The sequence below is a fragment of the Arthrobacter sp. 01N444 genome (assembly GCF_056399305.1).
Window position 1 is genome coordinate 102,277 of sequence record NZ_JBFTRB010000011.1, and the last position, 13,478, is coordinate 115,754.

The 13,478-nt window shown below is 68.1% G+C and carries 11 protein-coding genes; 2 read left to right on the forward strand and 9 right to left on the reverse strand.

The window, feature by feature from the left end:
• Nucleotides 1-89 precede the first annotated feature (89 nt).
• Nucleotides 90-857 (reverse strand): CPBP family intramembrane glutamic endopeptidase, encoded by a 768-nt coding sequence (locus AC1DKN_RS13805; protein WP_028278301.1) that lies wholly within the window; start codon nucleotides 855-857, stop codon nucleotides 90-92.
• Nucleotides 858-957: 100 nt separating this feature from the next.
• Here AC1DKN_RS13805 and AC1DKN_RS13810 point away from each other — a divergent pair, with 100 nt between their 5' ends.
• On the forward strand, nucleotides 958-1,638 hold the full coding sequence (locus AC1DKN_RS13810) for a histidine phosphatase family protein (protein WP_028278302.1): 681 nt from the start codon (nucleotides 958-960) through the stop codon (nucleotides 1,636-1,638).
• Nucleotides 1,639-1,685: 47 nt separating this feature from the next.
• Here AC1DKN_RS13810 and AC1DKN_RS13815 read toward each other — a convergent pair whose 3' ends face one another.
• From AC1DKN_RS13815 to tdh, 4 genes are all read right to left on the reverse strand, one after another.
• Entirely contained in the window at nucleotides 1,686-2,918 is a 1,233-nt protein-coding gene (locus tag AC1DKN_RS13815; RefSeq protein WP_476871581.1) for an amidohydrolase family protein, read from the reverse strand.
• A gap of 11 nt (nucleotides 2,919-2,929) precedes the next feature.
• The gene (locus AC1DKN_RS13820) at nucleotides 2,930-4,078 is read right to left on the reverse strand and encodes an NAD(P)/FAD-dependent oxidoreductase (RefSeq protein ID WP_476871582.1); all 1,149 of its coding nucleotides are present in this window, start codon (nucleotides 4,076-4,078) and stop codon (nucleotides 2,930-2,932) included.
• Nucleotides 4,079-4,841: 763 nt separating this feature from the next.
• Complete coding sequence (locus AC1DKN_RS13825) at nucleotides 4,842-6,053, reverse strand: glycine C-acetyltransferase (protein ID WP_230008568.1); 1,212 nt, start codon at nucleotides 6,051-6,053, stop codon at nucleotides 4,842-4,844.
• Nucleotides 6,054-6,150: 97 nt separating this feature from the next.
• On the reverse strand, nucleotides 6,151-7,197 hold the full coding sequence (gene tdh / locus AC1DKN_RS13830; protein WP_476871583.1) for an L-threonine 3-dehydrogenase: 1,047 nt from the start codon (nucleotides 7,195-7,197) through the stop codon (nucleotides 6,151-6,153).
• 180 nt (nucleotides 7,198-7,377) lie between these two features.
• On the opposite strand from tdh, the gene AC1DKN_RS13835 reads away from it, so the two are divergent.
• A complete protein-coding gene (locus AC1DKN_RS13835) occupies nucleotides 7,378-8,286 on the forward strand; it encodes a LysR family transcriptional regulator (protein WP_018774590.1) in 909 nt (302 codons plus the stop codon).
• Nucleotides 8,287-8,289: 3 nt separating this feature from the next.
• Here AC1DKN_RS13835 and gatB read toward each other — a convergent pair whose 3' ends face one another.
• The 4 genes from gatB to AC1DKN_RS13855 all read right to left on the reverse strand — a co-directional run bounded on the left by gatB (nucleotide 8,290) and on the right by AC1DKN_RS13855 (nucleotide 13,318).
• Nucleotides 8,290-9,795, reverse strand: coding sequence for an Asp-tRNA(Asn)/Glu-tRNA(Gln) amidotransferase subunit GatB (gene gatB, locus AC1DKN_RS13840; protein WP_476871584.1), 1,506 nt, complete (start codon nucleotides 9,793-9,795; stop codon nucleotides 8,290-8,292).
• Complete coding sequence (gene gatA, locus AC1DKN_RS13845; RefSeq protein ID WP_476859089.1) at nucleotides 9,795-11,360, reverse strand: Asp-tRNA(Asn)/Glu-tRNA(Gln) amidotransferase subunit GatA; 1,566 nt, start codon at nucleotides 11,358-11,360, stop codon at nucleotides 9,795-9,797. Before gatA ends, gatB begins: the two co-directional genes overlap by 1 nt.
• A gap of 4 nt (nucleotides 11,361-11,364) precedes the next feature.
• Entirely contained in the window at nucleotides 11,365-11,661 is a 297-nt protein-coding gene (gene gatC, locus AC1DKN_RS13850) for an Asp-tRNA(Asn)/Glu-tRNA(Gln) amidotransferase subunit GatC (protein ID WP_026537696.1), read from the reverse strand.
• Between the two features lie 175 nt (nucleotides 11,662-11,836).
• Nucleotides 11,837-13,318: a CitMHS family transporter gene (locus AC1DKN_RS13855; RefSeq protein ID WP_476871585.1), complete on the reverse strand. Its 1,482-nt coding sequence runs from the start codon at nucleotides 13,316-13,318 to the stop codon at nucleotides 11,837-11,839.
• Nucleotides 13,319-13,478 lie beyond the last annotated feature (160 nt).

A 13,478-nucleotide genomic window follows, 5' to 3' on the forward strand; every position in this document is an offset into this window, starting at 1 on the left:
CTGCTCCTAAAAGCAACGCGAGGCCACTTCGCGCCCGTCCGGGGGCTCCGGATGGGCCCGAAGGGACCCCGCCTTGCTTTGCGGGGAACTCAGCCCAAGCCCACGGCCTTGCCGAACAGGCTGAACCCCACGAACGCCACGGTGTCCAGGATGGCGTGGGCGATCACCAGCGGCATCACCCGTTTGGTCCGGATGTAGACCAGCGCGAAGACGACGCCCATCACCGCGTTGCCGATGAACGGCCCGAACCCCTGGTACAGGTGATAGCTGCCGCGGAGCAGGGCGCTGGCGGCGATGGCCGCCGGCACGCTCCAGCCCAGTTTCCCGAGCCGGTCCAGCAGGTACGCCACCACAATCACTTCCTCGACCACCGCGTGCCGGATCGCGGACAGGACCAGCACCGGCACGGTCCACCAGTACGCGTCCAGGGCACTGGGGATGATCGCCGTCGTGATCCCCAGCGCCCGGCCGGCGGCGTAGAGCCCCAGGGACGGAATGCCGATGAGCGCGGCGAGTCCGAGACCCTGCAGGAGGTCCTTGCCGGGCCGGGCGAAGTCGAAGCCGATCCTTCGGAACGCCGAGGTTCCGCGCTCACCGGCCGGCCAGTGTTCGGTGAGGAAATAGATCACGAGGGCCACCGGGACCAGGGCGAAGATGATGTCCAGCAACTGGTAGGTGAGGTCGAAGTATTCGCGTGCGCTCTGTGAGCGGTTCAGGGTGGATGTCCCCTGGGCCAGCGGCGCCGTGGTCATCTTGTCCAGCAACTGCACCAGGGAGTAGATCGCGGACTGCCCGAGCGACAACCCCAGGACAATCAACACTTCGAACCGCAACCGACGGCGGGAGGGAACCAACATGGTTCTATCTTGCCTGCACTTGCCGATAGTTTGCTGGTGCCCGCGTGGTGCCGGCCGCGCCGGCACCCCCGGCTTTTTGGGAGCCCTATGCTTGGGGATTATGAGTGCGCCCCGGAAAATCATCATGATCCGGCACGGCCAGTCTGCCGCCAATGCCGACACCTCGATCTACAACCGTGTTCCGGACTACCGGATCCCGTTGACCGCGCTGGGCCTGGAGCAGGCCACCGCGGCCGGGGAGGAGGTCCGGCGCCAGCTGGACGGCCGCCCGGTGTGCGTCTACGTCTCCCCCTACCTGCGCGCCTACCAGACCCTCGAGGCGCTGAATCTCGGCCCGCTCGTGGAGCGGGTGATCGAGGAACCGCGCCTGCGCGAACAGGACTGGGCCAACTTTCAGATCGCCGGCGACATCGAGGACCAGAAGGAGCTCCGCAACGCCTACGGGCACTTCTTCTACCGCTTCCGCGAGGGCGAGTCCGGTTCCGATGTGTATGACAGGATTTCTTCCTTCATGGAAACCCTGCACCGGCACTGGTCCCGGCCCGGCTATGCCCCGAACGCGCTGTTTGTGACGCACGGATTGACCATGCGGCTGTTCTGCATGCGCTGGTTCCACTGGTCGGTGGAATATTTCGAGTCCCTGAATAACCCCGAGAACGCCGAGGTCCGCACCCTGCTGCGCACTTCGCACGGCAAGTACGAGCTCGACAAGCCCTTCACGCAGTGGGAGAAGAGGCGCGTGGACGAGACCGTCCTCGACGCACCGCCCATGATGTTCTAGGGCGGCCCGTCCGGAGCCGGAGCCAGCCAGGTCAGCGGACCGGCCCGCTAACGGACCGGCTGCGCCACACCGGCGCGCCACACCGCGTGCGTCAGGGGGATGCCTGGCCGGTAGGCCAGATGCGTGGCGGAAGGCGCGTTGAGCAGGTGCAGGTCCGCGCGGTGTCCGACGGCGATCGAGCCCACCGCGCGTTCGCCGTCGGCGTCGTTCCCGGACTCCCGGCCCAGGGCCAGCGCGCCGCCGTAGGTCGCGGCGCGCACCGCCTCGTGGACGCTGAGCCGCATCTGCAGCACGGCGGTGGTGACGCAGAACGCCATGGAGCTGGTGTAGGACGTGCCGGGGTTGCAGTTGGAGGCCAGCGCCAGCTGCACACCGGCGTCGAGCAGTTCACGGCCGGGGGCCAGCGGCTGCCGGGTGGAGAGATCGCAGGCCGGCAGGCACGTGGCGACCGTGCCGCGCTGCCCGGATCCGGGCGTGCCGCTGCCGCCGGCGGCGTCCCAGCCGGACCAGCTGCCGGCAAGGGCATCGACATCCGCGGCCGAAAGGTAGTTCACGTGGTCCACGCTCGCGGCGCCGACTTCGACGGCCAGCCTGACGCCGGGGCCCTCGCCGAGCTGGTTGCCGTGGACGCGCAGCCCCAGCCCGGCGGCCTTGCAGGCCAGCAGCACCCGGCGGGACTGGTCCTCGTTGAACGCGCCCTGCTCGCAAAAGACGTCGGCCCAGCGGACGTAGGGCAGGACCGCGGTGAGCATCGGCCCGCAGACCAGCTCCGTGTATTCCTCCGCATCCATCCCGGCGGGCACAAGGTGCGCCCCCAGGTAAGTCACCTCGTCCGCCACGGTGGAGGCGATGCGGGCGCTGCGGGCCTCGTTCTCGAGGTCCAGGCCGTAGCCGGTTTTGGTCTCCAGGTAGGTGGTGCCCTGCGACACGGCCTCAGCGACGCGGCCCATCGCCAGCCGGGTCAGGTCGAAGTCGCTCGTGCTCCGGGTGGCGCCGGTGGTGACGGCGATCCCGCCGGCGCTGTAGCTTTCTCCCGCCATCCGCGCCTCGAACTCGGCAGTGCGGTCCCCCGCGAAGATCAGGTGCGTGTGCGAGTCGACCCAGCCCGGGAGGAGCGCCCGGCCACCGGCATCCACCCGTTCGTCCGCGGCCGGGGCGTCGGCCGCGGGCCCGAGCCAGGAAATCCGCTCCCCCTCTATTACCACCGCCGCGTCGCGGAGGACGCGGTGTTCCGCGTCCTGGGTCATCAGTTCGGCGATATTGGTGATGAGGGTACTCATGGATCCATTCTTCAGCGCCGGATGGACCAGCGGGTCGCGGCCAGCGCCTCCGCTGTCCGGGATGCCGGACTGGCCTCGGTGGACGGGGGCACAGCCAGGGGCACAGCCGGGGCCAGGGCCGGGGCGGTGCCCTGGCCGGCGAGGATCAGCCCGGCGGCCAGTTCCGCGACGCCGGATGAGGTCTGGAATCCGTACCCGCCCTGGCCGGCGAGCCAGAAGAATCCGGTGGCCTCGGCGTCGAACCCCACCACCGGGACGCCGTCGGCCGCCTCCGTCCGCAGCCCCGTCCAGGCCGTGCGGACGTTGCGGATCCCGAGCGTCGTGATCTCGTTGAGCCGGGCGATGACCCGTTCGACGTCGCCGGGATAGGGCCGGGCGTCCTCGGGTCCGCTCGGCACGTGTTCGGCGGGCGAGATCAGGACCTGGCCGTTGTCCGGCCGGAAGTAGAAGCTGTCATCGGCCGCCGCCACCATCGGGCTAGCTTCCGGGAGGGGATTCTCGACGTCGACGATCGCCGCGGTGCGCCGGTACGGCTGCAGGCCGAGCTTCTCGACGCCGCTGAGGACGGCGAGCTCGTCGGCCCAGGCACCGGCGGCATTGACCACGACGGCGGACTGGAAGCCTTCCTGCCCGGCGCCCAGTTCCCAGCCGGTGCCCAGCCGCTGGGCGGAATGGACCCTGGCGCCGGTAATGATGTCCACGCCGCCGGCCACGGCGAGCCGCCGGTGGTCCTCGAGCAGCACGGGGGCGTTGCAGGCGAAGGACCCGGTGTCCAGCCCGGCGGCGCTGAACGAATCCGGGACCAGGGCCGGGCACAGATCCAGTGCCTCGGCGTGGGTGATCCGCTGCATGTGTCCGCTTGCCTCCGCCCGGACGGTGGCGTCGTCCCCGATCAGCATGAAGCTGCGCGGGGTGAGCACCGGTTCCGGACGTTCGGCGTCCTGGGCCGCGATGAGGTCGAGCGTCCGGACGGTGAGCTCCTGGACCACGGGCGGGCCGTAGCTGGGAATCAGTTGCCGGGCGGAGCGGGCCGAGGTGTGGTAGGCCAGGGTCTGCTCGGCTTCGATCAGGGCCACGCTGCAGTGCCCGGCCAAGGCGGAGGCAAGGGACAGGCCGGCGATCCCGCCGCCGACAATTACGACATCGTAATGAGCTGACATGATCCCATCCTTGCAGATCGTCGGGTCAGGTGATCACGTCCCGGTATCCGGCGTTTACCGCAACCTGCGCCCGGGCGAGCGGCGTCAATCGGTTCCACAGTCATCACCTGCGCCGTTGTTGGGTCCCAGGGCGTTGAAATGTCCAGGGCTCACGGCGTTCTCGGCACATGCCCTCTCCACGATTCCGAGTTTGGCGGCAACCTTCTTGGAACCCCGGCTGCTTGGACAAATTGTGCACACCGCCCCGGGACATGCCCTGCCATGGTCCGCGCGACTGGACATGTCCCTCGTTGCCCCGGGCCGGCCCGGGACATGCCCCTCGTTGGTCGTGGCCGTTGGACATGGTGGCATTATGTCCAGTCCTCGCTGCCCGAGTTGGACATGTCCCCCGTTGCGGCGTACCGGCACGGGACATGCCCTTCGTTGGTCGTGGCCGTTGGACAGAGTGGCATTATGTCCAGTCCTCGCTGCCGGAGCTGGACATGTCCCCCGTTGCCGCGTGCAGGCCCGGGACAGGCACTTCCCTGGTCCGCGCGCCTGGACATGTCCCCCCGTTGCGGCGGGCAGGCCCGGGACATGCCCCTCGTTGGTCGTGGCCGTTGGACAGAGTGGCATTATGTCCAGTCCTCGCTGCCGGGGCTGGGCATGTCCCGCGGACAAGCCAGAGGAGGAAGCCGGGATGAACGAGCAAGGCCGGGCCGGGCCCTGGGGTGGGGCCGGACCCCGTGCTGAAAGCGGGGGTCCGGCCCGGCGATCAGGCGGACTAGGCTGCTGCCACCGCCGCGCGGCTGCGCACGAACGCCTGGACGCAGGCCTCGACGTCGTCGGCGCTGTGTGCGGCCGAAAGCTGGACGCGGATCCGGGCGGCGCCCTTGGGCACCACCGGGTAGCTGAACGCCGTGACGAAGACGCCGTTGTGGAGCATGGCATCGGCCACCTTGGCGGCCATGACGGCGTCGCCGAACATCACCGGGACAATGGCGTGCTCGCCGGGGAGCAGGTCGAAGCCTTCCTCGCTCATGCGGTTCCGGAAGAGCTCCGCGTTGGCGAAGAGCTTGCCGCGCAGTTCGCCGGAGTTTTCCACGAGGTCCAGGGCCTTGAGCGTGGCCGCGACGATCGCCGGGGCCAGCGAGTTGGAGAACAGGTAGGGGCGGGCCTTCTGGCGGAGCATCGCCACCACCTCACCGCGGCCCGAGACATAGCCGCCGGAGGCGCCGCCGAGGGCCTTGCCGAACGTGCCGGTGTAGATGTCCACGCGGTCCGAGACGCCGGCGTGTTCCGGCGTGCCGGCACCGGTGGCTCCCATGAAGCCCACCGCGTGTGAATCGTCCACCATGACCAGGGCGTCGTACTTGTCGGCGAGGTCGCAGATCGCTTCGAGCGGGGCCAGGAAGCCGTCCATCGAGAAGACGCCGTCCGTGACGATGATCTTGCGGCGGGCCGGGTTCTCCTGCGTGGTGGCCTCGATCAGCTTCGATTCGAGGTCCGCCATGTCCTGGTTGGCGTAGCGGAAGCGCTGGGCCTTGCAGAGCCGGATGCCGTCAATGATGGACGCGTGGTTCAGGGCGTCCGAGATGACGGCGTCGTCCGGGCCGAAGAGGGACTCGAACACGCCGCCGTTGGCGTCGAAGCAGCTGGAGAACAGGATGGTGTCCTCGGTGCCGAGGAACGCCGAGACACGTTTTTCCAGTGCCAGGTGCAGGTCCTGGGTGCCGCAGATGAAGCGCACGCTGGCCATGCCGAAGCCGCGCTCGTCCATGGCGGTCTTCGCCGCGGCGATGATGTCCGGGTGGTCGGCGAGGCCCAGGTAGTTGTTGGCGCAGAAGTTCAGCACGTCGGCGCCGGTCTCACCGATCTGCCCGGCCTTGATGCGGTTGGCCTGCGGCGAGTCGATGTGCCGCTCGGTCTTGAACAGACCGGCGCTGCGGATCTCATCGAGTTCGTGCTGCAGCTGGTCCTTGATGGCTGAATACATGGGTTGGCTCCTCGGCTGGTTGGATGCGGGGGCGGAATGCTGTGCGTGGAATGCTGTGTCGGGCAGGGGCCCGGAAGCGTGCGGTCAGGAAAGGGGCCTAGAAAACGGTCCAGTCGAGGACCACCTTGCCGCCGACGCCGGCGCGGGCCACCTCGAAACCCTTTTCCCAGTCGGTGGCCGGCAGCGTGTCCGTGACCACGGCCGAGATGTTTGCGTGCAGGGCAGGGTTGGAGGAGAGCATGGCGCTCATCGCGTACCAGGTCTCGAACATTTCGCGGCCGTAGATGCCCTTCATGGTCAGCATGTGCGTGACCACCTTGCCCCAGTTGATGTCAATGGACTGGCTGGGCAGTCCCAGCATCGCGATCCGGCCGCCGTGGTTCATGTTGTCGATCATCTCAGGCAGCGCGGTGGGGTGTCCCGACATTTCCATGCCGATGTCGAAGCCTTCGCGCATGCCGAGTTCGCGCTGGGCGTCCTTGACCCGCATTTTCGAGACATCGATCGCGAGGTCGACGCCGAGCCTGCGGGCCAGTTCCAGCCGGGGCGCGGAGACGTCGGTGATCGCGATCTTGCGGGCGCCCGCGTGCCGGGCGACGGCGATCGCCATCAGGCCGATGGGTCCGGCGCCGGTGATCAGCACGTCCTCGCCGACCAGCGGGAAGCTCAGGGCGGTGTGGACGGCGTTGCCGAAGGGGTCGAAGATGGCGCCGAGTTCCGGGGTGACCGAGGGGTCCTGGTGGACCCAGACGTTGGTCTCGGGGATCACCACGTACTCGGCGAAGGCGCCGTCGCGCTGGACGCCGACGCTGACGGTGTTGATGCACATCTGCCGGCGGCCGGCGCGGCAGTTGCGGCAGATTCCGCAGACAATGTGGCCTTCGCCGGAGACCCGGTCCCCCACCTTGACGTCCAGGACGTCCTCGCCGGTCTCCACGACCTCGCCGTAGAACTCGTGGCCAGCGATCAGGGGGGCGTTGATGATGCCCTGCGCCCAGGCGTCCCAGGCCTGGATGTGCAGGTCCGTGCCGCAGATGCCGGTGGTCATGACGCGGATCTTGACGTCGCCGGGGCCGGTCTTCGGCTCGGGACGGTCGACGAGCTCGAATCCTGCGTGGGCGCCGGCTTTGTAGAGAGCCTTCATGGGCCTTCCTAACTGTGCTTTTGGGGTCCTGCTCCGCGCGTTCTGTTCCGCGTGTTCTGTTCCGCATGCGGGGCGGGCGTGTGGGTCAACTCACCCCATTAGACCCACCAGAAAGCATTAGCACAACCGAATTTTTCTCAATCGACGAATTAGCAATTGCTGTTGCATAGAATGGCTGGCATGGAAATCCACCAGCTGGAGATGTTGCGCGAACTCGGAGCTCTGGGCAGCGTCAAGGCCGTCGCCGAAACCCTCCTGGTGACGCCGTCGGCCGTGTCCCAGCAGCTGGCCGCGCTGCAGAAGACCGTGGAGGTGCCGCTGACCCGCAAGGAGGGCCGGAACCTGGTGCTCACGGAGGCCGGGCAGGTGCTGGCGGACGCCGGGGCCGCGGTGGTCAGCGCGATGGCGGATGCGAAGATGGCGATCGGCGCCTACCACGGCTCGCCGGTGGCGCCGGTGACGCTCAGCGGTTTCCACAGCGCCGGGCAGGCATTGTTCGCGCCGCTGGCCCGGCTGCTGGACGGCCCCGGCCAACCGCGGATCCTGCTCTCCGACGAGGACGTCGCGCAACAGGATTTCCCGGCCCTGACGGCGCGCTACGACCTGGTCCTGGCGCACCGGATGGACCACAGCCCGCGTTGGCCCGAGGAACGCGTCGCGGTGATCCCGCTCGCGCATGAGCCGCTGGACGTGGCGCTGCCGGCCGGGCACCGGCTGGCCGGCCAGCGGGCGGTGACGGCGGACGACGTCGTGGGCGAACCGTGGGTGACGAGCCGCGCCGGCTACTCCCCCGCCGACGTGCTTTCCGCCGTCGCGGCGGTCTCCAGCCGTGAGCTGAACATCGTGCACCGCATCAACGACTACTCGACCGTGGCGGCGCTCGTGGCGGCCGGCGGCGTGATCGGCCTGCTGCCGCGGCACACCGCGCGGCCTGTGCTGAACCCGGACATTGTGCTGCGGCCGCTGGAGGGCATCAGCACCCGGCGCCGGATCGACGTCCTGGCCCGGCCGGAGAACCTTAAACGCACATCGGTCATGATGGTCTGCGAAGCACTGCAGACCATCATGACCGATCTAGTGGGTGGCTAGGGGCTAGCCCTCGACGCCGAGGCGCTGGAGGATCAGCTCGCGCACGCGGCCGGCGTCGGCCTGCCCGCGGGTGGCCTTCATGACCCCGCCGACGATCGCGCCGATCGCCTGGATCTTGCCGCCGCGGATCTTGTCCGCGACGCCGGGCTGCGCGGCGAGGGCCGCGTCGATCGCTTCGAGAAGCGGGCCGTCGTCGGAGACCACGGCGAGGCCGCGTTTCTCGACGATTTCCGCCGGGGTGCCTTCGCCGGCGAGCACGCCGTCCAGGACCTCGGAGGCCATCTTGTTGTTGATCTTGCCGTCCTCAACCATCTTGTTCAGTTCCACGATGGTGGCCGGGTTGACGCCCAGCTGGCCGGGATCGACGTCGGCGTTCTTGGCGCGGCCGACGATCTCGCCCATCCACCATTTGCGGGCCACGGTGGCGGTGGCGCCGGCTGCGATGGTTTCCTCGATCTCGTCCATGACGCCGGCGTTGACGACGTCGCGGAACTCCAGGTCCGAGTAGCCCCAGTCGGCCTGCAGCCGCTTGCGGCGCGCGGCCGGCGGCTCGGGCAGGGTGGCCCGGAGCTCCTCGACCCATTCGCGGGACGCGGTGATCGGGACCAGGTCAGGTTCCGGGAAGTAGCGGTAGTCGTCGGCGTCGGACTTGGCCCGGCCCGACGTCGTGGTCCGCGTGTCCTCGTGCCAGTGGCGGGTTTCCTGGATGACCGGCTCGCCGGAGTCCAGCACGGCGGCGTGCCGCTGGATCTCGTAGCGGACCGCGTGTTCGACGGCGCGCAGCGAGTTGACGTTCTTGGTCTCCGAACGGATGCCGAAACGTTCGCGGCCGTGCGGGCGCAGCGAGACGTTGGCGTCGCAGCGGACGTTGCCGCGCTCCATCTTCGCGTCCGAAACCCCGAGGTTCTTGACGATCTCGCGGACGGCGGCCACGTAGGCCTTGGCGAGTTCGGGGGCGCGGCTGCCGGCGCCCTCGATCGGCTTGGTGACGATCTCGACCAGCGGCACGCCGGAACGGTTGTAGTCCACCAGGGAGTAGTCCGCGCCCTGGATGCGGCCGGTGGCGCCGCCCATGTGGGTCAGCTTGCCGGCGTCCTCCTCCATGTGCGCGCGTTCAATCTCGACCCGGAAGACGGTGCCGTCGGAGAGCTCGATGTCCAGGTACCCGTCGTAAGCGATGGGTTCGTCGTACTGGGAGGTCTGGAAGTTCTTCGGGGTGTCCGGGTAGAAGTAGTTCTTCCGGGCGAAGCGGCACTTCTCGGCGATCTTGCAGTTCAGCGCCAGGCCGATCTTGATCGAGGACTCGATCGCGGTCTTGTTCACCACCGGCAGCACGCCGGGCATGCCGAGATCCACCTCGTTGACGTTGGTGTTCGGCTCATCGCCGAAGACGTTCGGCGCGGAGGAGAACATCTTGGTCTTGGTGTTGAGCTCCACGTGGACCTCGAACCCCAGGACGGGATCGTACTTGTCCATCGCCTCTTCGAAGCTAAGGGTTGCGTCAGTCATTAGTGTGAGCCTCCGTGGCTTGAGGCGGCGGCAGCCGCAGAAGTAGCAGTGAGCGAGGGGGCCTTTTCCAGCAGCGGGCCGCCCCACTGCGCCTCGAGCAGGGATTCCAGGACCGCGCCGACGCGGTACAGGCGGGCATCCTGGCGGGCCGGGGCCAGGAGCTGGATGCCCACGGGCAGTCCGTCTTCGTCGGCCAGGCCGCCGGGCAGGGACAGGCCGGGGACGCCTGCCATGTTCGCCGGGATGGTGGCGACGTCGTTGAGGTACATCGCCAGCGGGTCGTTGAGCTTCTCGCCGAGCTTGAACGCCGTGGTCGGCGCCGTCGGGGAAATCAGCACGTCGGCCTTTTCGAAGGCGGCGTCGAAGTCGCGCTGGATCAGGGTGCGCACCTTCTGGGCCGAGCCGTAGTAGGCGTCGTAGTAGCCGGCGCTCAGGGCGTAGGTGCCCAGGATGATGCGGCGCTTGACCTCGTCGCCGAAGCCGGCGGCGCGGGTGGCGCCCATGACCCGCTCGATGGTCATGGGACCGTCCTTGGGCAGGACCCGCAGGCCGTAGCGGACGCCGTCGAACTTGGCCAGGTTGGAGGACGCCTCCGACGGCATGATCAGGTAGTAGGCGCCCAGGGCGTACTTGAAGTTGGGGCAGGAGACCTCGACGATCTCGGCGCCCGCGCCCTTGAGCAGCTCGAGGGATTCGTTGAAGCGGTTCTCGACGCCGGCCTGGTAGCCCTCGCCGTGGAGCTCCTTGATGATGCCGATCTTCATGCCCTCGACGTTGCCGGTCCTGGCCGCGGCCACGAGGTCCTCGAGCGGGTCCGGCAGCGAGGTGGAGTCGCGCGGATCGTGCCCGCCAATCACCTGGTGCAGCAGGGCCGAGTCGAGAACCGTGCGCGAGACCGGGCCGATCTGGTCCAGCGAGGAGGCCATGGCGATGGCGCCGTAGCGGGAAACGCCGCCGTAGGTGGGCTTGACGCCGACCGTGCCGGTGACGGCGCCGGGCTGGCGGATGGAACCGCCGGTGTCCGTGCCGAGTGCCAGCGGGGCTTCGAAGGCCGCGACGGCGGCAGCGGAGCCGCCGCCGGAACCGCCGGGGATGCGGTCCAGGTCCCACGGGTTGTGCGTGGGCCCGTAGGCGGAGTGTTCGGTGGAGGAGCCCATCGCGAATTCGTCGAGGTTCGTCTTGCCCAGGATCGGCATCTTGGCGGCGCGCAGGCGCTCGACGACGGTGGCGTCGTAGGGGCTGTGCCAGCCTTCGAGGATCTTCGAGCCGGCCGTGGTGGGCTGGCCGATCGTGACGATGAGGTCCTTGACGGCGATCGGGACGCCCGCGAGGACGTGGAGCTCTTCGGCGGCGGCACCGCCGGCGGCGCGGATCGCATCCACTTCGGCGGCGACGGCGAGCGCCTCGTCGGTGTTGACGTGGAGGAAGGCGTGGACCTTGCCGTCGACGGCGGCGATGCGGTCCAGGTAGGCCTGGGTGACCTCGACGGCGGTGATCTCGCGGGCGGCCAGCTTCTCGGCGAGCGCGGCGGCGGAGAGGCGGATCAGTTCGTTGTTCTCAGTCATGGTCTTAGTCCTCATCCAGGATTGCCGGGACCTTGAAACGGCCTTCGTACGCGTCGGGGGCACCGGAGAGGGATTGCTCGGCCGTAAACGTGTGGCCCACGACGTCCTCGCGGAACACATTGGTCAGCGGAATCGGGTGGGACGTGGCCGGGACGTCATCACCGGCGGCTTCACTGACGGACTTCACTGAATCCACGATGACAGCGAGTTCGCCGGCCATCCTGTCCAGCTCTTCAGCACTCATCTCGATGTGCGCGAGTTGCGCGAGATGCGCGACGTCGTCGCGGTTGATCGCAGCCATGGATCTCCCCTGCAAGGTATGGATATTTTCCGTCCCAGTCTACGTGGGTTGGACGGTGGTTACTGTCCGCCGCCTGGAACGACGACCACAAACAACGCGGGGTCACTTACGGTCCATCCGGAGGTCCCGAATGGGCCGTAAGTGACCCCGCGTTGGTTGGTGTTGTTGGGAGTGGTTAGCCGATGCCGATGGCTCCGGTGAGCACTCCGACGCCGAGCATCACCAGGGAGATCACGGCCGTGCGCCACAGGACCTTCTTGTGGTGGTCGCCCAGGTCCACCTTCGCGAGGGAGACCAGGAGCAGGATGGCCGGGACCAGGGGGCTCTGGAGGTGGAAGGGCTGGCCGGTGATGGAAGCACGGGCCATGTCGGCAGCGCTGACGCCGTAGTGGGCCGCCGTTTCGCTCAGGACCGGCAGGACGCCGAAGTAGAAGGCGTCGTTGCTCATGAAGAACGTCATCGGGATGCTCAGGACGCCGGTGATCACGGCCATCAGCGGACCCATGTCGGACGGGATGATCTGGACCAGCCATTCCGACATGGCCTTGACCATGCCCGTGCCGTTGAGGACGCCGGTCAGGACCGAGGCGGCCATGACCATGCTGACGACGGCGACGATCGAGGGAGCGTGCGCGATCAGCTGGGCGCTCTGGTCCTTGACCTTGGGGAAGTTGACCAGCAGGGCGATGGCGGAGCCGACCATGAAGACGAACGGGAGCGGAATGACGTTGGCGACGAGCGTCACCATGACCGCGACCGTGAGGCCGAGGTTGAACCAGAACAGCTTGGGACGGAGGGTCTTGCGGTTGGGGTCCAGGGCGGTGTCGGCCATGGCGGAGTCGCGGTCGTCAACGAGGGAATCGGCGCGCTCCAGCACTGCAACGGACGATCCTTCCGGGGAGAGCCCGGCGGGCGAGGCGCCGGGGCCCTTGCGGCCGCGGCGGATTCCGGTACCGCCGGCCGCGCTGCCGCCGGCTGCGCCGTCTGCGTCGCCGTCGAAGGCTGCGGCTGTATCCGGGACACCCCAGATCTCGGGGGCGACGGCGCGGAGGCGGTTGCGTTCCTGCAGGCCGAGCAGCCAGGAGAAGACCAGCACGACGATGAGCCCGGCGATGAGGGACGGGACCATGGGCACGAAGACATCATTGACGTCGAGCTTCAGCGCGGAGGCGGCGCGGGCGGTCGGGCCGCCCCAGGGCAGGATGTTCATGGTGCCGTTGGCCAGGCCGGCCACGCAGGTCAGGACCACGGGGCTCATCTTCAGCCGCAGGTAGACCGGCAGCATCGCCGCGGTGGTGAGGATGAAGGTGGTGGAGCCGTCACCGTCGAGGGAGACCGCTGCCGCGAGGATGGCCGTGCCCAGGACCACCTTGGCGGGGTCGTTGCCGAGCTTGCGCAGGATGAACCGGACCAGGGGGTCAAAGAGCCCGACGTCGATCATCAGCCCGAAGTAGATGATCGCGAACATCAGCAGCGCGGCGGTGGAGGTCATGGATTTCATGGAGTCCATGACCATCGGGCCGATCCCGAGGCCCGCGCCGGCGAAAAGCCCGAAGACTGTGGGAACAATGATGAGCGCCAGCACCGGCGTCAACTTCTTCGTCATGATCAGCACCATGAATACCGCGATCATGGCGAATCCTAGTAATACCAGCACGGCCGGCTCCTTCTTCGTTGAATGACACCACTCCGGTGTGATGCGCACTACAGACGTTAGAGTGGCGCCCGTCACGACTGGGCCTTTGGCTCAATTGATTGGCATACTGCTTATTGGATGCATTTTGCGCATTTTGCTCACGTCCGTACCAACCCCAGGC

Bases quoted from the DNA above. Each gene is read 5' to 3' on its own strand.
- AC1DKN_RS13805 (WP_028278301.1), bottom strand. From the start codon at position 857: ATGTTGGTTCCCTCCCGCCGTCGGTTGCGGTTCGAAGTGTTGATTGTC.
- AC1DKN_RS13810 (WP_028278302.1), top strand. From the start codon at position 958: ATGAGTGCGCCCCGGAAAATCATCATGATCCGGCACGGCCAGTCTGCC.
- AC1DKN_RS13815 (WP_476871581.1), bottom strand. From the start codon at position 2,918: ATGAGTACCCTCATCACCAATATCGCCGAACTGATGACCCAGGACGCG.
- AC1DKN_RS13820 (WP_476871582.1), bottom strand. From the start codon at position 4,078: ATGTCAGCTCATTACGATGTCGTAATTGTCGGCGGCGGGATCGCCGGC.
- AC1DKN_RS13825 (WP_230008568.1), bottom strand. From the start codon at position 6,053: ATGTATTCAGCCATCAAGGACCAGCTGCAGCACGAACTCGATGAGATC.
- tdh (WP_476871583.1), bottom strand. From the start codon at position 7,197: ATGAAGGCTCTCTACAAAGCCGGCGCCCACGCAGGATTCGAGCTCGTC.
- AC1DKN_RS13835 (WP_018774590.1), top strand. From the start codon at position 7,378: ATGGAAATCCACCAGCTGGAGATGTTGCGCGAACTCGGAGCTCTGGGC.
- gatB (WP_476871584.1), bottom strand. From the start codon at position 9,795: ATGACTGACGCAACCCTTAGCTTCGAAGAGGCGATGGACAAGTACGAT.
- gatA (WP_476859089.1), bottom strand. From the start codon at position 11,360: ATGACTGAGAACAACGAACTGATCCGCCTCTCCGCCGCCGCGCTCGCC.
- gatC (WP_026537696.1), bottom strand. From the start codon at position 11,661: ATGGCTGCGATCAACCGCGACGACGTCGCGCATCTCGCGCAACTCGCG.